A 21,268-nucleotide genomic window follows, 5' to 3' on the forward strand; every position below is an offset into this window, starting at 1 on the left:
TCCCGTGGTGTAGTGGTTAACATGCCTGCCTGTCACGCAGGAGATCGCCGGTTCGACCCCGGTCGGGACCGCCATTTATATAAAGGCTCGGTAGCTCAGTCGGTAGAGCAGAGGACTGAAAATCCTCGTGTCGGCGGTTCGATTCCGTCCCGAGCCACCATTTTAACTAAATATGCCGGCTTAGCTCAATTGGTAGAGCAACTGACTTGTAATCAGTAGGTTGGGGGTTCAAGTCCTCTAGCCGGCACCATGTAAGTTTCGGAGGGGTAGCGAAGTGGCTAAACGCGGCGGACTGTAAATCCGCTCCTTCGGGTTCGGCAGTTCGAATCTGCCCCCCTCCACCATTTACATTTTATATAGGGGTATAGTTTAAAGGTAGAACAGAGGTCTCCAAAACCTCCAGTGTGGGTTCAATTCCTACTACCCCTGCCAAAACACAACATGGCGGTTGTGGCGAAGTGGTTAACGCACCGGATTGTGGCTCCGGCATTCGTGGGTTCGATTCCCATCAGTCGCCCCATTTTTATTTTTTAATATTTGTAAATAAAGTAGTTAATACTTGCATATAATGAATTAAAACTTCGGTGGGCTATAGCCAAGCGGTAAGGCAACGGACTTTGACTCCGTCATGCGCTGGTTCGAATCCAGCTAGCCCAGCCATTTTTGCGGAAGTAGTTCAGTGGTAGAATACAACCTTGCCAAGGTTGGGGTCGCGGGTTCGAATCCCGTCTTCCGCTCCAAAGTAATTTAATATGGCGGCATAGCCAAGTGGTAAGGCAGAGGTCTGCAAAACCTTTACCACCGGTTCAAATCCGGTTGCCGCCTTTCTTATTATGCCGATGTGGCGGAATTGGCAGACGCGCACGACTCAAAATCGTGTTCCTTCGGGAGTGTCGGTTCGACCCCGACCATCGGTATCAAAAAGACGATTACTCGTCTTTTTTATTTGTCTTCGGATTGATTATATCGTACATATTAAGCGCTTCTTACTTCGGTAAGGAGTGCTTTTTTTTGCGTTTATAGACGTTGAATTCTTAGATGACTATATTAACTCGAAGCGTGCGAGCAAATCGTTTACGTTGAGTGTGGAGGTGTAGTTGTGGTAAGACGAAGGAACGTGTTAAATGATCGCGAATTATCTGTTGTTCACAAAAGTAAAAAGTCGTACGTAGAAACGTTTGAGGATGCGCTAAGTATTTTTACGAAGAATTGTGAGTTACGTAATTTAAGGCCTCATACGATTGGGCTTTATCGTAAGGAAGTATCTGCCTAAACCATTTACATGAGCAAGGTATCGACAGTATAAATTTAAAGTTGTATAACGTCACAGAGGAACATAGTAAAGAAAACGTCATTTTATATATGCGTAATGTAGTAGAAAATCCTACGGAGCCCCGCGTTTAATTATCGGAAGTGACCACCATTCTCGTTGGCTTTACTCGTTTTTTTTATACGAGGAAGTCAAAGTATAACCAAGACTCTCTGTTATAGAATACATATTTTCCAATGTATATGTTAAGGATATATATTGAATGACTTTGTCTATAAGGAATACACCATCCTCGAAATCGGAAAATGATGCATTACTTTATCGGATTGGGCAATATAGTCGTGTGCAAGATTTACCACGATTAAAATCTGCACTGGCGCATGGACTTCCAGTAGTTCTTGGTTTTCTAGTTACAAATGCCTTTTATCATTCTGATGAGGTAAGAAAAACTGGAATCGTACCTATCTCAGGAACTGATGATGTAATTATAGAAGATGGACAACCAGCAGGACATGCTGTATGTGCTGTTGGGTATGATGATGATAAAAAAGTTGTGATTATTCGAAACAGCTGGGGGACAGAATGGGGAGATGAAGGGTATTGTTATTTTCCATATGAATTATTCCAAAACGGAATTGTACAGGATATGTGGACCGGACGTTAATTTCAGAATAAGGAAGGAGGATAAAAAGATTATTCTAATTCCTCCTCTTTGAATAATCTTTTTTTGTATTGCGTATACTATCTGCAAGCCGACTTTCCTTCGGCTTCACTCTTTCAAAACGGGGCGCTCTCTCTTCCGTGTCGTGCAAGAACGTAGCGGGGGACTTAATCAGTTGCCTGCTGTTTTTGCGAATAAACGTAAAAATTCTTGTCCACAATAACTAAAGAAGATATCTTAAGCTATTCGTAGCAACCTCCAGCAAATGTTTTTTGTACGACCGTTCTTGTAAAAGAGGCGGTCTTATTTACGTATTGCTATAAACACAAAGAAAAACTCTTATAGTATCAGTCATTCCGTTATCGGTACTAGCTGAACAAAAGTTAACACTACGAGCAATTCTCACCGTTCGCACCACGCATTAAAACCGTGCATTTTAATCGGCAGTGAGTCCGAGAGTCCGATGAACCAAATCATGCGCATTATGAGGAAACACACTTTGTATTAAATAAATTTGGAGATGGAATTGCTAGATCATTAACGAAATCTGGAGACCTTTCAGAACCAAAATAATGGGTTGTAAAAGTAGGCTTCCATTTTAGGAGGCTTTTTGTATTTACACTGTAAAATCATGTTATTTGAGTGTTAAATTCGTAATGAATTATGAATTTAAGGTATAATATAATTTGGTGAATGAACGAAATTATATTGATTTATATTATGTCAGTAATGCGAATCAATAATGAACTTTTTGTATTTATTTTGAAAAAGTGTTGAATAAACATTGTATTTCATATTAATATTTTTATGTAGATTTAAACGTGAAAGAGAGTGGAACAGTATGGGCCGTAAATGGAATAATATTAAAGACAAAAAAGCATCAAAAGATGCAAATACAAGCCGTATATATGCGAAATTTGGACGTGAGATTTATGTGGCTGCAAAACAAGGTGAGCCAGATCCAGAATCAAATCAAACGTTGAGAGTCGTATTAGAACGTGCAAAAACATACAATGTACCAAGAACAATCATTGATCGTGCGATTGAAAAAGCAAAAGGTGGTTCTGAAGAAAATTACGACGAGCTTCGTTATGAAGGATTCGGACCAAATGGATCTATGGTAATTGTAGATACACTTACAAATAACGTGAATCGTACTGCAGCGGATGTACGAGCTGCGTTTAGTAAAAATAGTGGTAATATGGGCGTAAATGGATCCGTAGCATATATGTTTGATGCAACTGCTGTTATTGGGCTTGAAGGAAAAACAGCAGATGAAGTGCTTGAAATTTTAATGGAAGCAGATGTAGACGCGCGTGATATTCTAGAAGAAGAGGAAGCAGTTATCGTTTATGCTGAACCTGATCAGTTCCATTCGGTACAAGCAGCACTTAAGGATGCTGGTATTACTGAATTTACAGTTGCTGAGCTAACAATGCTTGCACAAAATGATTTAACACTTCAAGAAGATGCACAAGTACAATTTGAAAAAATGATTGATGCATTAGAAGATTTAGAAGATGTTCAACAAGTTTATCACAATGTTGATTTAGGTGAATAATATCTAAAAAAGAGACCTTTTGTTAATTAGAACAAAAGGTCTCTTTTTTTGGATTGTTTGTAGATTAAAAAGGATTCTCGAAATGCTTGTTGAAAATTAAATTATATTGATTTTAAAATAAAACTAATATTCTTTGGAAGCTGGATGATGGAATATACAACCCCTAAGCATATTGTTGCTGTTTCTGCTTACATAAAATATATAACACGCCCACATATGAAGTCGAGAACACTTGATGCCATAAAAGCAAAGAATTTCATTCCATATGAAACATGGAAAGTAGATCCTTATGATTTGATAGGAAGATTATAGATTATTTCATCTATTATTAATTTCAAAAGGACGAGTGATTTGAGATATCATCAAATCACTCGTCCTTTTTTTCTTATATTGTGTAAGTAAAAATGTCTAGTATGATGTTTAATCGGTGAAATTAGGTAAAGTAATAAGATAAAAAGTATACATAGTAAATACATATTGATTATAAGAACGTTCGTTTGGTATTATATCTATATTGTTCTAATTGGACTGTTATATTAATTTTTTAGAAATACTGTAGAAAAAATGTTAGGAGGGAACCAACTAAAACTAAAAATATGCCAGGTGATATAATAGAAGAAGGATGAATATGTGATTTTAAAGCAATTCATCTGAATATATATATCCATTTTGATTTTACGACATATAAGTCGCGGCTATGAAAACAAAAGAGGATCTCCACTCATTTGTTCCCTTTGTTTTCACGTGGCATGGGGCCAAAAAAGGCACTGACCGCTGCTATACATGGCCGGGTTCTCTCTCCCATCTAAAAAGAAGGGGGGTATGTTGTTTTTTAATTTCGATGTATATAGAAGCTTACCATTTTTTCTGCTAGAATATGTATTCTATAACTTACAACATTGTAAGGTAGGTGTAAGAGAAATCAATTGGAGATTGTTTTAAAAAACGGTATTCTTAATGTAAGGATTATATATGGTGTAAGGAAAAGAGGTGTGCATAATGAAAGAACGAGTACTGTCTAGAGTTAACTATCATCAAAAAGTTTCATTCAATCCAATTACAAAGTTTCTTTATAAAGCTATTATTTTATTATTACTACTGAGTTGTACATTATTATTTGTCGGAAATGTAATGATTGAAAGAAGTGATATTAGTAAGCTACATGTACCTGCTAAATTAGAGGTACCAGAATCTCTGGCTCACGCATTTATTGCGACAGAAGATAAAAGGTTTTATCACCATAACGGCTTAGACTATATAGCAATTGTTCGAGCTTCTATTGAAAATATAAAAGCTGGTGGTGTTGTACAAGGTGGAAGTACAATTACACAGCAGCTTTCCAAAAATGCTTTTTTATCTAATGAACGTACATTTTCTCGTAAATGGAAGGAAGTTTTTTATACAAAAAAAATTGAGCGAACATTTACTAAAGATGAGATTTTGAAATTATATGTAAGCAATATTTATTACGGAGAAGGTGCATGGGGGATTGAAAAAGCATCCAAGCTATACTTTGGCAAAACGGTAAATCAATTAACATTAAGTGAGAGTGCAATGATGGCTGCTGTTGTGAAAGCACCTGCTTATTATTCTCCTGCTCAAAATTATGACAAAGCAGTAGAAAGACGAAATGTCGTTTTGAAATTAATGGAACGAGAAGGATATATTAGTCATGATGAATATGTGCAAGCAATTAGTGAAAAATTAGTAATTCGTCATGACATTCCAACTCAGCATTCATTGCAAAAAGTAGCTCGTGAAAAAGCGGTAAGTTAAAAGTGAAGTTCCATAGGGGAACTTCACTTTTTTTTGAATAAGACTGCCAAAGAAGAGACACAATATTGACACATTTGTTGTGTTTTTGGAAATTATGTGAGCGTGTTCATTGCATGATGTATAAAAGTATTGATATCATGTGTAATGTGTACAACAATGTATACAGAATATGAATTTAAAGAGGAATGTATATGAAATCATCAAATAAAATCATGGCTCTTGGTATTGTTTTTTCTATTGCAGTGTTAATTGTAATTGGAACAGTTGCGTACAGTATCATAAATGACAAAAAAGATAAAGGGAATGAAATGTTTGCTTATTCCACGCAGCAATCTTTAGGTAAGGAAGATGCAGCCGTTAAGGTTGTTGAATTTGGGGATTTTAAATGTCCAGCTTGTCGAACTTGGGATACGACTGTATTACCTCGTTTAAAAGAGGAGTATATTAATAAAGGGAAAGTCCAGTTTTATTTCATTAATTTTCCGTTTATTGGAAAAGATTCTAATTTAGGTGCAGCGGCTGGTGAAGCGATTTATAAACAAGACCCAGAATCTTTCTGGACATTCTATGATGAAATTTATCAAATTCAGAAGAAAGATACTGAAGAATGGATTACAGAAGAACTGCTTCTTAATATAGTGAAGGAAAAACTTCCGAAAGTTAATATAGAACAGTTTAAAAAAGATTTACATAGCAAAGAAACCCAAGACAAAGTACGTAAGGATTCCGATCGTGCACAAAAATTAAAAGTACAAGGTGCTCCTTCAGTATATGTAAATGGGAATCTTTCAAATCCTGATTATGATAGTATGAAAAAGGCAATCGATAAAGAATTGAAAAAGTGATGATTATTCATCACTTTTCGACTTTTTTCGATAAAATTCTTGCTTGGACTTTTATTACATGCTATACTATTTTACATAAGTTATTTCAATATCTTATGTTTTTTCATATTTGCGGGTGTAGTTTAGTGGTAAAACAAGAGCCTTCCAAGCTCTGGTCGAGAGTTCGATTCTCTTCACCCGCTCCAGATATTATTTCATATTCTCATAATAAATTGTGATCAACGCAGTGTTTCGTTTCTAAGATAAACGAGGCATTGCGTTTTTTAATGTTTGGAAATGAAGATTTTATGCGAAAATAGAATTAAGGACTATGATTACGAAGTGGATTGCTAACCATCAGTAGGTGATTACTTGTTTGATGAGGATATGTATTCATCGTAGCAGGAGGCAAAGCATGAATTTTGAGCAATTAAAGCAAGATGTTATAGCGTATAGTAAAACAATTGGAATAGATAAAATAGGCTTTGCGAGTGCCTCACCATTTGAAGAATTAAGACAGCGTTTAATTCAGCAGCAACAATTAAATTATCAGTCTGGATTTGAAGAACCTGATATTGAAAAAAGAACTAATCCACAGTTACTATTGCCAGGAGCAAAATCCATTATTGCAATTGCATTAGCGTATCCATCAAAGTTGAAAAATGCACCGTTAAGTAAACGAGGAGAAAGACGTGGTATTTTTTGCCGTGCTTCTTGGGGACAAGATTATCATCTTGTTTTGCGGGATCGCCTGCAAAAATTAGAGGCGTATTTAATTGAGAAGCTTCCTGATATAGAAGTGAAATCAATGGTGGATACGGGAGAGTTGAGCGATCGCGCTGTTTCGGAGCGTGCTGGTATTGGATGGAGCGGTAAAAACTGTTCTATTATTACGCCAGAATTTGGCTCCTATGTGTATTTAGGTGAAATGATTACGAACGTACCATTTCCGCCGGATCAACCAATAGAAGATCAGTGCGGAAGTTGTACAAAGTGTATTGATATTTGTCCAACTGGTGCACTTGTACAGGGAGGACAATTAGATTCAAAAAAATGTATTGCTTTTTTAACGCAAACAAAAGGGTTTCTCCCAGAAGAATATCGAGATAAAATTGGAAATCGTATTTACGGCTGTGATACGTGTCAAACAGTTTGTCCAAAGAACAGAGGGAAGGACTTTCATAACCATCCAGAAATGGAGCCAGATCCAGAGCTTGTTAAACCATTATTAACTCCATTATTAACGATAAGTAATCGGGATTTCAAAGAAAAATATGGCATTATGTCTGGATCATGGCGCGGGAAAAAACCATTGCAACGAAATGCAATTTTAGCCCTTGCTCATTTCAAGGAAACCACAGCAACTCCTGATTTAATTGGTGTTATGAAAGATGATCCAAGACCCGTAATTCGTGGGACAGCAGCATGGGCTCTAGGAAAAATCGGTGGTGAAGGTGTAGGAGAAGCGATTGAAAAGGCGATGGAGCGTGAAAAGGATGAAGAAGTTCTTCATGAAATGAATCGCGGTCTTGAAATGTTAGCTGAGAAAAAACAGTAGATAATACCTCTTTTTTTCATATTGTGTAATATGGGAGGGAGAGGCCTATGTTGGTAAAGAAACAGCTTGAACAACAGATGCAACAATTTTTAGCGTATATTACAAATAAACGTGTAAGCGTCGATAAGCTTCCTGCTGATTTACTACAAGTATTACAGCGAAAAAGAAGTTTGTTTCAAAAACGTGATGCTGAAATTGTAAAGGCAACAGCAGACGTATCTTTTATAAGACAATTGAATAGTAAGCAATATCAAGAAGTAGATTATCAAGTTCATTTGAAATATTTAGTTCATCATCATGAATTATTCTACATGGAAGAAGAACAATTAGAACGGCGTGTTTATCTGAAAGATGGGCGTATTGTAGAAGATAAAGATATTGCAGTGAAAGAAGAAAAGGTCCAAGGGGAAACGTTAGAGCGTGAGATAACGAAAGGAAAGTATGATTCGTATCAATATAATCGCTTAGAAGCTGTCAAATATGCGGAGCGTTGGTGGGATGATCGAAACCCTGCGTATCGTAATTTTCCTGATAATTGTACGAATTTTATTTCACAGTGTCTGCATATTGGTGAAACACCAATGACTGGGTATCCTAACATTCGTAAAGGATGGTGGCAAAGGGAGAATCAGTGGAGCTGGAGCTGGGCAGTTGCTCATTCATTTTATTGGTATTTATCAGGGGCTACAACAGGACTTCGTGCTAAAGCGGTAGAAAATCCGGAAGACCTTCTACTTGGTGATGTAATTGTTTATGATTTTGAAGATGATGGTAGATGGAATCATACAACAATAGTTGTAGCCAAAGATGCGGACGGCATGCCGCTTGTAAATGCCCATTCTGCTAATAGCCGCAGGCGTTATTGGAATTATGAAGATTCCAGTAAATATACACCACAAATGAAATATAAATTTTTTCATATTATTAATGGGTAGAGATTTTTCACTCAAGTGGTATAATACGTAGTAGACAAAAGATTGAGGTGAATATAACGTGGGAGTACATGTTGTTTTATATCAACCAGAAATTCCAGCAAATACAGGGAACATTGCACGTACTTGTGCAGCCACTGGAACAGAATTACATTTAATTCGACCACTTGGATTTTCAACGGATGATAAAATGTTAAAACGTGCCGGTCTTGACTACTGGCAGCACGTAAAAATTACGTATTATGATTCGATTGAAGAGTTTTATGAAAAAAATAAAGACGGTGAATTCTTCTATTTAACAAAGTATGGTGAAAAAGCACATACAGCGTTTGATTATAGTAAGGTAGAGAAAGATTATTATTTTGTATTTGGAAGAGAAACAAACGGATTGCCAGCAAACGTAATTGAAGAAAACTTCGATCATTGTTTACGTATTCCAATGACTGACAAAGTACGTTCTTTAAATTTATCCAATACAGCAGCGATTTTAATTTATGAGGCATTCCGCCAACAAAATTATCCAGGTTTAGATTTAGAGATTGTATATTAAAATTTAAATGTAATAGCAGACAAAAAGTGATGGGCTTAGGCCCATCACTTTTTGTTTGTACCTGGTTTATCATTATATCCTGAAGTGAAAATTGCAGTAAGAAATGTAAGTGAGACACCTAAAATTAATAATAATTTCATGTGAGACCTCCTTCTTCATATTTTATTTAAAATAATTTTGATCTGAAGTTTATGTAGATTCTATGGAAGTAAAGAAGATATATCCTGTAAGAATGGAGAACAAGTTCCCTAGTATTTTTATTATACCGAATTTTCTTTTAACTTTGGGGTGAAATTTATAATGTTTGTAGAAGATTTCATTTTGATTTAAAGAATGTTTAAGGACATCCTCGCATACCTTTTATAATAATCCGATTGAACAAGGAGATGGGGGAGGAGCTATAATGGATATTCTAAAGAAAATTGAACAGCATCGAGAAGCAGAAGAACGTTTACAATGGGAAGGTACGTTTGCGGAATATTTGGAGCTTGTTAAAGAACGACCATGGGTGGCTCAAACTGCACACTCTCGCATTTACAATATGATTAAAGATGCTGGCATTGAAGAAGTAGAGGGTAGAAAAAAATATAATTTTTTTAGCAATCAGCTATTTGGATTAGAAGAAGCATTAGAGCGTCTTGTGGAAGAATATTTTCATCCGTCTGCGAAACGTTTAGATGTTAGAAAACGGATTTTATTATTAATGGGACCAGTTAGTGGTGGGAAATCCACGTTAGTCACTATGTTAAAACGGGGATTAGAGACATACTCGCGTACAGATCGAGGAGCTATTTTTGCGATAAAAGGTTGCCCGATGCATGAAGATCCTCTTCATTTAATACCACATCATTTACGTGATGACTTTTACGATGAATATAGGGTAAGAATTGAAGGGAATTTGTCACCATTAAATGTGATGCGTTTAGAAAAAGAATATGGTGGAAGAATTGAAGATGTAATTGTAGAACGTATTTTCTTCTCGGAAGATCGCCGGACAGGAATTGGTACATTTAGTCCTTCAGATCCAAAATCACAGGATATTGCAGATTTAACAGGGAGTATTGATTTTTCTACAATTGCAGAATATGGTTCAGAGTCAGATCCACGTGCATACCGTTTTGATGGAGAGTTAAATAAAGCAAACCGTGGTATGATGGAATTTCAGGAGATGTTAAAATGTGATGAGAAATTTTTATGGCATCTATTATCTCTTACACAAGAGGGGAATTTCAAAGCGGGGAGATTTGCACTTATTTCAGCAGATGAATTAATTGTAGCCCACACGAATGAAACAGAGTATCGCTCCTTTATTTCTAACAAGAAGAATGAGGCGTTACATTCAAGGATTATTGTAATGCCGGTTCCATATAATTTACGAGTGAGTGAAGAAGAACATATTTATGAAAAGATGATTCATGAAAGCGATGTTGCCAATGTACACATTGCGCCGCACACACTTCGCGTCGCAGCAATGTTCACGATTTTAACACGCTTGAAGGATCCGAAGCGCCCGGATATTGATTTAATTAAAAAGATGCGTTTGTATGACGGAGAAATGGTAGAAGGTTACAATGCAATTGATGTAGAGGAATTGCAGCGTGAATATCAGGATGAAGGTATGAGTGGTATTGATCCGCGTTATGTCATTAACCGTATTTCTTCTACTATTATTAGAAAAGAAGTACCATCGATTAATGCGCTTGATGTGTTACGTTCATTAAAAGATGGGTTAGATCAACATCCATCTATTAGTAATGAAGATCGGGAGCGCTATATGAATTTCATTTCATTAGCACGGAAAGAGTACGATGAAATTGCCAAGAAAGAAGTACAAAAAGCATTCGTGTATTCGTATGAAGAATCAGCTAAGACGCTTATGGATAATTACTTGGATAACGTTGAGGCATATTGCAATAAATCAAAATTACGTGATCCATTAACAGGTGAAGAAATGAGTCCAGATGAAAAGCTGATGCGTTCTATTGAAGAGCAAATTGGTATTTCAGAAAATGCAAAGAAAGCGTTCCGAGAAGAAATTTTAATACGCATTTCTGCTTATGCTCGTAAAGGAAAACGTTTTGATTATAACTCACATGAACGCCTTCGCGAAGCAATCCAGAAAAAATTATTTGCTGATTTGAAAGATATTGTGAAAATTACAACATCTACGAAAACACCAGATGAAAATCAGCTGAAGAAAATTAATGATGTTGTAGCACGCTTAATCGATGAACATGGCTATAATTCTTCATCAGCAAATGAATTGCTTCGCTATGTAGGTAGCTTGTTGAATCGATAGCTTGATAATAAAACGCTGTCTCTAATGAAAGCAGAGGCAGCGTTTTTGTATCTATCTGATTGAAGTAATGGAACTTTACTATATAAATCCATTTCGATTTTCAAACATCTAAATTGTGGTTATGAAAAAATCTCCACTCATTTCTTCCTGTTGTTTTCACAAGGAAGGGGGCCAAAAAAGGAACTGACCACTACTAGGCTTGGCCGGATGCTCTCTTCCACCTAAAAAGTAGGTGCTGTATTGGTTTTTCAATATGTATTTATATAGTGAATGTTTCCTGGAGACTTGTCCAAACATAATAAATTAGGGTGCAATTTCATGAATTTATTGTCAATTATTTTTACAATACGCATATGATAGAGTAACCAACCATTCATACAGAAAAAGCCAACACAATACAATATGTTGCAGAGTGGAAAAGTGTGCAACAATGAATTGTGTTTCTTTTTTATCAGCTAAAGAAATTTCAATTTAAAATGAATGCCAAAGTTTTTGTTAAGGAAGTTCGGAGCAATACGTAAAAAAGCTATGGGTGTCTTATGATTATGGAAAAAGTAAGTTCTAATGAACAGATACTTTTTAACTACTCTTGTTGCTACATCATAACCTCAAATTTGTATATTACTGTTTATTAGAGAAAATAAGGAAAATCACAGTAAGGAGGGAAAAAGATGAGCGAAGAAAATCAACCAAATTATACAATTTCACAGGAAAACTGGTCCCTCCATCGCAAAGGACATGACGATCAACAACGCCATCAAGAAAAGGTGCAAGAGGCAATTAAGAATAACTTACCAGACCTTGTGACAGAAGAAAATATCGTGATGTCTAATGGTAGGGACGTTGTAAAAATACCAATTCGGTCTTTAGATGAATATAAAATTAGATATAATTACGATAAGAATAAACATGTTGGGCAAGGAACTGGTGATAGTAAAGTTGGCGATGTGGTTGCAAGAGATGGGTCAGGTGGTCAAAAGCAAAAAGGACCAGGAAAAGGGCAAGGTGCAGGGGATGCAGCTGGAGAAGATTATTATGAAGCAGAAGTATCAATTTTAGAATTAGAGCAAGCATTTTTTAAAGAGTTGGAGCTGCCTAATTTAAAGCGGAAAGAAATGGATGAAAATCGTATTGAACATATTGAATTTAATGACATTAGAAAAACAGGATTGTGGGGAAATATTGATAAAAAACGGACGATGATCTCAGCTTACAAACGAAATGCTATGAATGGAAAGCCAGCTTTTCATCCAATTCGTCAAGAAGATTTGAAGTTCCGAACATGGAATGAAGTGTTGAAGCCAGATTCCAAAGCTGTTGTATTAGCAATGATGGATACGAGCGGATCTATGGGGATTTGGGAGAAGTATATGGCGCGTAGTTTCTTCTTTTGGATGACAAGATTCTTACGTACAAAGTACGAAACGGTAGATATAGAGTTTATTGCGCATCACACAGAAGCGAAGGTCGTGACAGAAGAAGAGTTTTTCTCAAAAGGAGAAAGTGGTGGAACAATCTGTTCCTCTGTTTATAGAAAAGCACTTGAGCTTATAGATGGCAAGTATTCACCGGAACGCTATAATATTTATCCATTTCATTTTTCAGATGGAGATAACTTAACATCAGATAATGCTCGGTGTGTGAAGTTTGTGCAAGAATTGATGAAGGTATGTAATATGTTTGGGTATGGGGAAGTAAACCAGTATAATCGTCACAGTACGCTTATGTCAGCCTATAAAAATATTAAAGATGAGAATTTCAGATACTATATTTTAAAGCAGAAAGCTGATGTGTTTCATGCAATGAAGAGCTTTTTTAGAGAAGAATCAGGTGAGAAAATGGCGTAGCCCCTTTTTTAAGGGGCTTTTTATATAATAGAATATTCATTCATGTGTAATAAAAAGGAAAAAATTGAGGTAGAAATATTTATATAACTTTACTTATTATGTAAAATAGTATATTATATAGATATACAATATATCGGTTATTTTCTAGGAGGAGCCTGTCACTATAGGCTCCTCCTGTTCTTTTTTAAGCAGCCTGTCGTACAGGTTTTTCTTTAAAGGATAAATAACTGAAAATTAGGAAAAATAATTTTTGAAAGAGGTGAGGCATACATATAACAAAGAGAGAGGTAATGATGAAAGGGGGATAAGGCATGACATTGTTGGGTTATCCGCTTGAGACAATTTATTTATATGGATTTATTATTGCTACCGTACTTACTGTTATTTATATCTTTTTTGGAGATATATTTGAATCCATATTTAGCTTCGGAGATGGATCTGCATCTATTGTAACGTTGCTGCTCAGTTTCTTTGCCATGCTCTGTGGTTTTAGTTATATAGGAGAGTATTTATTTACTTGGAATAGTATTGTTATTTTTAGTCTTTCTTTCGGCATATCTTTTATTGGAGTTTTTCTAATGAAAATATTGATTTTAAAACCAATTGTAGAAGCTGAACAAAATACAGTGCAACGTATGGCTGAATTTGTTGGATGCAAAGGAGAAGTGATTATTACCATCCCGAAAGAAGGATTTGGAGAAGTATTAGTTTCTTCGCAATTTGGAAGTAATGCGATACCAGCTAAGACAATTGGAAAGAAAGATATTTTACAAGGAACCGAGGTCATTATTGAGGGAGTTCAAGATGGTGTTTTGCTTGTACAGAACATCGCTTATTCTTTAAAAAAACCAAAGTTATAAGGGGGAATTTGAATGATTCCATTAATTATCGGTGGTATATTACTCGCAATCTTACTTTTACTTATTTTGGTGTTTATCACAAAATATCGTACAGTTGGTCCTGATGAGGCGCTGATTGTAACAGGGAACTGGCTTGGTGACGGGAAAAACGTTGTCACAACAGATGATGGTAAAAAAATTAAAATTATTCGTGGTGGTGGTACGTTTGTTGTACCAATTATGCAACGAGCGGAACTTCTTAGTTTATTAAACTATAAATTAGAAGTTGGAACACGTGATACGTATACAAAGCAAGGGGTGCCAGTTACGGTAAATGGTGTTTCTATTATTAAAGTAGGTTCAACAATTGAAGAAGTATCTACAGCAGCTGAACAATATTTAGGGAAAGAAACGGAAGAGTTAAAAGTTGAAGCGAAAGAAGTATTAGAAGGCCATTTACGTGCTATCTTATCTTCAATGACAGTGGAGGATGCTTATAGTAATAGAGAGCAATTTGCACAAAAGGTACATGAAGTTGCTTCGACAGATTTGAAGAAAATGGGGCTTCGTATTGTCTCCTTTACGATTAAAGAAATCATGGATAAAAATGGTTATTTAGATGCTTTAGGTCAACCGCAAATCGCAACAGTGAAACGTGATGCAACAATTGCGAATGCAGAGCGTGAAAAAGAAGCACGTATTGAAAAAGCTCGTGCGGAGAAAGAAGCAAAAGAAGCTGAATATCAACGTGATGCACAAATTGCTGAGGCTGAAAAGCATAAAGAATTAAAAGTACAATCATATAAGAGAGAGCAAGAGCAAGCACGTGCCGATGCGGACCTTTCTTATGAATTACAACAAGCAAAAGCACAACAAGGTGTTACAGAAGAGCAAATGCGCGTTAAAATCATTGAGCGTGAAAAGCAAATTGAATTAGAAGAAAAAGAAATTGCGCGTCGTGAAAAACAATACGACGCGGAAGTAAAGAAGAAAGCAGATGCAGATCGTTATGCAGTTGAACAATCAGCGGAAGCGGAAAAAGTAAAACAAATGAAAAAAGCAGATGCAGATCAATATAAGATTGAAGCAGAAGCAAGAGCACGTGCGGAAGAGGTGCGTGTAGAAGGTTTAGCAAAAGCTGAAATTGAAAAGGCACAAGGGCAAGCAAAAGCAGAAGTTCAAAAAGCGCAAGGTACAGCGGAAGCGGATGTTATCCGATTAAAAGGTTTAGCAGAAGCGGAAGCGAAGCAAAAAATTGCGGAAGCATTCGAATTATATGGGCAAGCGGCAATTATGGATATGGTTCTTAAAATGCTTCCAAGCTACGCAAAAGAAATTGCAAGCCCACTTAGTAACATTGATAAGATTACTGTTGTGGATACAGGCGGCGGTGGAAAAAACAGCGGAGCTGGAAAAGTGGCAGGATATGCGACGGATTTAATGGCAACAATGCAAGAAACATTAAAAGCTTCTTCTGGTATTGATTTGAAAGAGTTATTAGAAGGATTTGCCGGAAAAGGTACTGTGCAGCAAATGGTGAGTGAGAAGCCTGTTGTGCAAGTAGTGGAAGAAAACGAGAAAAGTGAAAAATAACGAAGGAAGGCCTCTAGCATTAGGGGCCTTTTTAGGCTCTAATGTAAAGCGAAAATAAAAGAGAATATAGCGCATATATTTCTAGCGGAATTATATTTGATGATATAAATGCAAACAATTGATGGATGAATTCTTTCTAGTTTGGACAGGTTGATTCTGTAAATCAATTTTTCTTTTTCATACTGATCATGTCCTTTTTTAGATTGATAGTATCAGTATGTCAAGGTTTTATAAATTTCTCGCACCAGAATCTCGCTAGCATCATACATGCCGCACTCATGCCACCTAATGCTTTGGAAAGAAATACTCCCCATATATGATTGGCAAATCCAAATAAAGATTCAGATGAAGAACAAAGAAGTAACCCCAGTATAATCAATTTTTGATTGAATCTATCTATATTCCGGTGATAGGAGGTGTTAGTAATTGAGTAAATGTAAATGTAGCAATATTTCATTATATCAGTAACTAATTGTAACGTATTCATATAAAAAGACATTATAGGAACAACAAGATCGATTCCTAAAAATAAAGAAATTGAATAATATCAGGGCTAAAGATATCTTTTCTGCTGCATACAATTATGTTATTTCTTTCAATGTGTTAAATTTAATTCAAATAAAGTAAATTTAGATTAATGGAGAAATGATTGTGTGTTAAACTACATTAAAATATGTTTAATTATAATTCGTTACACAACTTGCTACAAGAACATTAGGAGGATTAGAAAGATGAGGAAATTGAAAGCAAAGATATACAAGTATGGAAAGGTTAATATCCTTTACTAAACAAGCTCATTTCAATGGAGGAAGTATTTTGAATCAACCCTGATATCGAAGAATTTCAAAAAGGATTGAAAATAGCGTTAGAGAAACAGAATTAATTTAATATGGGGAATTTGAACTTCATATAGCGTTTGAAAAAGCTACTTCTATTCAAGGGAGATTACAAATAGGATGGGCTGTTGTGTATAGCGTAACTCAAATATTTTTTATAGTTATATAAACAGAATTATTAATGTGATATAAAAATTATTGTGTAACTCCATTTTTATCCCGCATTAACGGACAGTAACACTCCCACCTCAAAATTCAGCGAAAGCAAAGAAGTTAGGTAGGAGATGAACTGTCCGTAAAAGCCCGATTCGTTCAACTAATAATCAGTGGGGGATGAAGAAAACCCCCACTGATTAAAGTTTCACTTTATTTAGTGTGCTGTTATCGCAGTTTTTATAAGGAACAGAGGAGACTTAATGTATGAAAAAAAGAATTGTAATCATAGAAGATGAAGATAATATCCGAGAAATATGTAAACGGTACTTGGAAAGAGAAGGATATGAAGTATACACCGCTGTAAACGGAATAGAAGGTTGGAATGTATTTCAGCAATATCAACCAGATTTAATTATTTTAGATTTGATGATGCCGAAAAAAGATGGCTGGGAATTATGTGAGGAAATTCGCCAATACTCTAATGTCCCTATTATTATGTTAACCGCTAGAGGAGAAGAAAGAGATCGAATTTTAGGATTAACAATGGGCGCGGATGATTATGTGACAAAGCCGTTTTCACCTCGTGAATTAGTATTAAGGGTGCAAATTATATTAAGAAGAGGAAATCAAGCAACGATACAAGAGAAAGAACCTGTATCAGAAATGATAGAGTTCCTAGATTTGAAGATTGATCCAACGAAAAGACGTGTATTTGTTTGTGGACATGAAATTGAGTTAACAGTGAAAGAATTTGAGGTACTTTATATAATGGCAAAACATCCAAAACAAGTATTCTCACGATCTCAACTTCTTGAACAGATATGGAATTTTGAGTATGAAGGGTGCACAAATGCAGTAACTGTGTTAATGAGTCGTCTACGTGAAAAATTGGAGAAGCATACAACAAAGAATCGTTGGATTCATACAGTTTGGGGCATAGGATATCGCTTTGAGCCAGATGGAGGAAATGAAACATGAAGTTACGGAATCAATTGTTATTGATGAATTTATTAAGCACGGGAATCATAGTAATTTCGATCTGGTATAGTGACAGAAGAATGTTACTTAGACCGGAACAAACACGGTTATTAATAGGAATTGTGATGGTAGCAATGATTCTTTCAACGATTATTTACTGGTTAATGACACGTCCTATTATGAGATCTATTCAAAATTTAATTGCATTAACGAAACAATTTAGTGATAGACACTTTGAAACGATGTATATAATCGGGAAAGAACCAGAAGAGTTTAAAGAATTAGCGACAGCTTTTCAACAAATGGCTAAAAAATTAGAAGAAAGCTTTACTAAGTTAGAACAAGGAGAAAAAGCACGTACAGAACTAATTGCGAATATTTCCCATGACTTACGAACCCCTATGGCTAGCATACAATTGATGATAGAAGCGTTACAAGATGGTTTAATTGAAGATCCTAATATGAAAATGCAGTATCTAACGACAATCCTAAACGAAATTCAAAGATTAAGTGGATTAATTAATAATTTGTTTGAGCTTTCTAAGCTAGAACTTGGACAAGGAGCCTTTCACCCCAGTTTAACACATGTGGACAGCATTCTATTAGAAGTACTAGATTCCCATGCGATCTTATTGAAGGACAAAAATATCCATTTACAATTGCACGTTTCGGATACATTGCCACGACTTTGGATTATGCCATGTAAAATAGTGCGGGTTATCAGTAATTTGTTACATAATGCGATTCGGCATTCCCCCACATTTGGAACAATCGAGTTAATTGTGGAGGAAAATAAACAAAAACAGCAAGTTACATTCATTTTGCGTGATGAAGGGGAAGGGATTTCTTACGATGATCAATTACGTATATTTGAACGTTTTTTCAGAACAGACCCATCAAGAAGCTCACAATCTGGAGGGTCTGGACTTGGACTCGCCATTGCAAAATCACTAGTTGAAATACACAAAGGAGAAATTGGTGTTCAAGATCGTTCGGATGGGAAACAGGGATGTGAATTTTGGTTTACTCTTCCCATTGCATCAGAAAAGAAATAATACGGTTGAAAGACTTTTGTAACATTTATGAGAGAGAAATGAAAGATTTGTTAGCTATGATGAAGTTAATCTTACTAGTAGATGTTCTAACTCATCTAGAAAACAAGGAGAAAAATGACGATGAAGAAATTAAAACCAGCATTTGCTGTATTAAGTAGTGTAACAATGGCGCTGACTTTAGCATCCCCTGCTTTAGCAGACGTAAATCAGCCAAGTCCAGAAAGTAAAGTTGAGAAGTTCCAAGAGGATGCAAATGTAAAAGAAGGAAAAGGCGTTCTTTATGGAACTGATGGAAAAAAAGGACAGATTTCTACTGAAAAAATTGAAGTACAAAATAATGATTGGGATAACGATGGTATTCCGAACGACTTAGAAATAAATGGATATAAAATTGAATTTAATTATCAAACTGGAAAAAATGAAGCGCGAGCATGGGATTCAGAGAAAGACAAAGGAAAGTTAAAATTCATTACCAATCCTATGAGTGCGAATTCGGATGGAGATCCTTTTTCAGATGCGTATGAAGTTCAGTATTTTGGCAGTGATTCTGATACTGAGTTAAATCCAATGGTTGCCAATATACCGAATTTACAAATTGGAATCAAACGTATTGGAGTTACTCCGATTGCATCTATTACGGATTCAAAAGGAGGATCTATCAGTAAAGGTTGGGAGAAAAGTGTATCTACACAGCATTCTTTTAATGTTGGTCTAACTGGGACAGGCGGTGTTGAAGGCTCAGCAGCAGGACCTGTGCCAAAAGGTGAAGCTTCATTAAATGTAGGCTATGGATATTCAAAAACTGAAACAGAAACAGAAAGCTATTCTAATAATTTTGATTGGTCTACCGCAAACACTGTAGATTCAGCAAAAGCAGCAAAGGTAAGCTTACAGTTAGAATATAAAAATACAGGTACAGCATCAGCTGAAAATGTTTCTCCTCATTTTAACATTCGCTTAGGAGATAAGATTATCAATACGGTAAAGGCAACACAAGATCGTTATAAAGCACAGCACTTAAGCACAGAAAAAGGCGGAAGAAATAAAACAGAAGTATTAATAGACAGCTTAGATAACCAAGCAGATGTAAATATTTACTTATCGTTAGATGAATTAAAAGCTGTTGAACAAGGTGCCCCTCTATCTGTTGAAGTATTACCTACGAGTACAATGGACTTGTCTATCGAGAAAGATGGAGAATTTACGAATTTAGGAGATTCAGGAAAATATGAATCTCGTGTAAATGCGTCTACTGCATTACTAGAAACAGATATCGGGAATAAACCGAAGTTTAGAGTGTATGCGCCAAACGGTATTGGTAAGAATTTAACGTTTAACGAGGTTTTAAAGCATGTCAACGTAGATTCTAAAAAAGTAAATGCGATTGTAGATAATAGTCGTGGAGAGCGTAACATCTTTGAGAATGGGAATCTAGAAAATGTAAAAGAATCTCTTGTAGAAAAAGGTTGGAAAGTCGGTGCTTTTGAACAACTACAGCCACCGACATTAACATATAGTGCTTATGACCCAACTAAGAAAAAGTTTTATGCGGCAGTTGTACCGGGCGTATTTGGAGCAAGTAATGAAATCTCTGCTTCTTTTGAAAAGAAAAATTCTAAAACAACCCAGAAAGTAACATTAGTGAAAAATGGAAACGTATATGAGTCTAAAGAAACTGTAGGTTTAGATCAGTTCGATCCATCAAAAGAAGTTACATTTGAAATCAATGATGCACTAAAAAAACTTCCGACACAAAAAATCTCTACAGTTGTTAAGTATAATAAAGAGTTTGATAACTTATTAGTAGATAATGCAGGTGAATTTCTTGTAGAAGGAAAACCGTATTATTTAAAAACGTCTAGCTCAGAACTTCGTGAAGAGAATGTGAGAGAAGAGTGGCATGTAAGTACTTTATTTCAAACTGTAAACGGGAAATATGTACACTTTAATCTAAGAGGAAACAACTGGGATGGATTAAGACTTGGACCGAAAAAACAAGAAATACATGGACCAGATATTGAAGCTACATCAGTAATCATTGAGAGAAAAGGTCAGTCTAGACCAGGAGAGCCAATTGGAAAAGGTGAGGAAGTATTCCTTAAATTTACGAACAGTACTCATGGTGGTTATCAGTATTTCAATGTTGGACAAGGTTATGATTATACTTGGTTAGATCAAGAACGTAACAGATCGACAATTAAATTAGATAAAATTCCGAATCAAAAGAGCTTCTATTTAAAATCTGATTCTACTTATATCACGTATAGATACAATAAATGGGTTGGTAGTGTCGCAGATAATGGGATTTTCCCACCTGTATCTTTACATGAGAAGATTTTAAAAGGTGAGCATACAAATTCACCAGGTGAGAACCATAAATGGGAATTAGAAAGCATTAAGTAAAGTAAGAGATTATAAGGCCGCAAGTATGGTTTTAGAAAACTTAGTGACCTATGCATATTTGAAAGCTACGTGCGGTAACAATTAATAAAAGTTAAGTTTATCTCGTTATTTGCGCGGGCAGTAATACTCT

Annotated in this window: 15 protein-coding genes, 10 tRNA genes and 1 pseudogene; all 26 read left to right on the forward strand. The window is 35.7% G+C overall.

Features of this window, described 5'->3' with window-relative positions:
- Positions 1 to 84: 84 nt before the first annotated feature.
- The 26 genes and pseudogenes from JDS96_RS03085 (at position 85) to JDS96_RS03210 (ending at position 21,138) form a co-directional block, all read left to right on the forward strand.
- Positions 85 to 160, forward strand: a tRNA-Phe gene (locus JDS96_RS03085).
- 14 nt (positions 161 to 174) lie between these two features.
- A tRNA-Thr gene (locus JDS96_RS03090) sits at positions 175 to 250 on the forward strand.
- Between the two features lie 10 nt (positions 251 to 260).
- Positions 261 to 344 (forward strand) — tRNA-Tyr (locus JDS96_RS03095).
- A gap of 14 nt (positions 345 to 358) precedes the next feature.
- Positions 359 to 432: transfer RNA gene (locus tag JDS96_RS03100), tRNA-Trp, on the forward strand.
- Between the two features lie 12 nt (positions 433 to 444).
- Positions 445 to 520: transfer RNA gene (locus tag JDS96_RS03105), tRNA-His, on the forward strand.
- A 65-nt stretch (positions 521 to 585) separates the two neighbouring features.
- Positions 586 to 660: transfer RNA gene (locus JDS96_RS03110), tRNA-Gln, on the forward strand.
- A gap of 5 nt (positions 661 to 665) precedes the next feature.
- Positions 666 to 740: transfer RNA gene (locus JDS96_RS03115), tRNA-Gly, on the forward strand.
- Positions 741 to 754: 14 nt separating this feature from the next.
- Positions 755 to 825 (forward strand) — tRNA-Cys (locus JDS96_RS03120).
- 10 nt (positions 826 to 835) lie between these two features.
- Positions 836 to 917 (forward strand) — tRNA-Leu (locus JDS96_RS03125).
- A 182-nt stretch (positions 918 to 1,099) separates the two neighbouring features.
- Entirely contained in the window at positions 1,100 to 1,273 is a 174-nt protein-coding gene (locus JDS96_RS03130) for a hypothetical protein (RefSeq protein WP_199665995.1), read from the forward strand.
- A gap of 274 nt (positions 1,274 to 1,547) precedes the next feature.
- A pseudogene (locus JDS96_RS03135) lies at positions 1,548 to 1,934 on the forward strand (C1 family peptidase); the annotation flags it as partial.
- A gap of 838 nt (positions 1,935 to 2,772) precedes the next feature.
- Positions 2,773 to 3,492, forward strand: coding sequence for a YebC/PmpR family DNA-binding transcriptional regulator (locus JDS96_RS03140; protein WP_199665996.1), 720 nt, complete (start codon positions 2,773 to 2,775; stop codon positions 3,490 to 3,492).
- Positions 3,493 to 3,639: 147 nt separating this feature from the next.
- Entirely contained in the window at positions 3,640 to 3,804 is a 165-nt protein-coding gene (locus JDS96_RS03145; protein ID WP_199665997.1) for a hypothetical protein, read from the forward strand.
- Between the two features lie 687 nt (positions 3,805 to 4,491).
- Complete coding sequence (locus JDS96_RS03150; protein ID WP_199665998.1) at positions 4,492 to 5,268, forward strand: transglycosylase domain-containing protein; 777 nt, start codon at positions 4,492 to 4,494, stop codon at positions 5,266 to 5,268.
- Between the two features lie 191 nt (positions 5,269 to 5,459).
- Positions 5,460 to 6,113, forward strand: coding sequence for a DsbA family protein (locus JDS96_RS03155; protein WP_199665999.1), 654 nt, complete (start codon positions 5,460 to 5,462; stop codon positions 6,111 to 6,113).
- 111 nt (positions 6,114 to 6,224) lie between these two features.
- Positions 6,225 to 6,298 (forward strand) — tRNA-Gly (locus JDS96_RS03160).
- Positions 6,299 to 6,507: 209 nt separating this feature from the next.
- On the forward strand, positions 6,508 to 7,650 hold the full coding sequence (gene queG, locus JDS96_RS03165) for a tRNA epoxyqueuosine(34) reductase QueG (protein ID WP_199666000.1): 1,143 nt from the start codon (positions 6,508 to 6,510) through the stop codon (positions 7,648 to 7,650).
- A gap of 47 nt (positions 7,651 to 7,697) precedes the next feature.
- On the forward strand, positions 7,698 to 8,585 hold the full coding sequence (locus JDS96_RS03170; RefSeq protein WP_199666001.1) for an amidase domain-containing protein: 888 nt from the start codon (positions 7,698 to 7,700) through the stop codon (positions 8,583 to 8,585).
- 58 nt (positions 8,586 to 8,643) lie between these two features.
- Positions 8,644 to 9,132, forward strand: coding sequence for a tRNA (uridine(34)/cytosine(34)/5-carboxymethylaminomethyluridine(34)-2'-O)-methyltransferase TrmL (gene trmL, locus JDS96_RS03175; protein WP_003195070.1), 489 nt, complete (start codon positions 8,644 to 8,646; stop codon positions 9,130 to 9,132).
- A 403-nt stretch (positions 9,133 to 9,535) separates the two neighbouring features.
- On the forward strand, positions 9,536 to 11,431 hold the full coding sequence (locus JDS96_RS03180) for a PrkA family serine protein kinase (protein ID WP_003195068.1): 1,896 nt from the start codon (positions 9,536 to 9,538) through the stop codon (positions 11,429 to 11,431).
- A 671-nt stretch (positions 11,432 to 12,102) separates the two neighbouring features.
- Positions 12,103 to 13,278: a sporulation protein YhbH gene (gene yhbH, locus JDS96_RS03185; RefSeq protein WP_199666002.1), complete on the forward strand. Its 1,176-nt coding sequence runs from the start codon at positions 12,103 to 12,105 to the stop codon at positions 13,276 to 13,278.
- Positions 13,279 to 13,589: 311 nt separating this feature from the next.
- On the forward strand, positions 13,590 to 14,138 hold the full coding sequence (locus JDS96_RS03190) for an NfeD family membrane protein (protein WP_199666003.1): 549 nt from the start codon (positions 13,590 to 13,592) through the stop codon (positions 14,136 to 14,138).
- 12 nt (positions 14,139 to 14,150) lie between these two features.
- Positions 14,151 to 15,710: a flotillin family protein gene (locus JDS96_RS03195; protein ID WP_003195033.1), complete on the forward strand. Its 1,560-nt coding sequence runs from the start codon at positions 14,151 to 14,153 to the stop codon at positions 15,708 to 15,710.
- A gap of 1,256 nt (positions 15,711 to 16,966) precedes the next feature.
- Positions 16,967 to 17,680, forward strand: coding sequence for a response regulator transcription factor (locus tag JDS96_RS03200; protein WP_018765620.1), 714 nt, complete (start codon positions 16,967 to 16,969; stop codon positions 17,678 to 17,680).
- Positions 17,677 to 18,735: a sensor histidine kinase gene (locus JDS96_RS03205; protein WP_018765619.1), complete on the forward strand. Its 1,059-nt coding sequence runs from the start codon at positions 17,677 to 17,679 to the stop codon at positions 18,733 to 18,735. The genes JDS96_RS03200 and JDS96_RS03205 overlap by 4 nt, the downstream gene beginning before the upstream one ends.
- Positions 18,736 to 18,855: 120 nt before the next feature.
- Entirely contained in the window at positions 18,856 to 21,138 is a 2,283-nt protein-coding gene (locus tag JDS96_RS03210) for a binary toxin-like calcium binding domain-containing protein (protein WP_199666004.1), read from the forward strand.
- The last annotated feature ends 130 nt before the right edge of the window (positions 21,139 to 21,268 follow it).

Source organism: Bacillus cereus group sp. N21 (assembly GCF_016483395.1).
GTDB lineage: Bacteria > Bacillota > Bacilli > Bacillales > Bacillaceae_G > Bacillus_A > Bacillus_A pseudomycoides.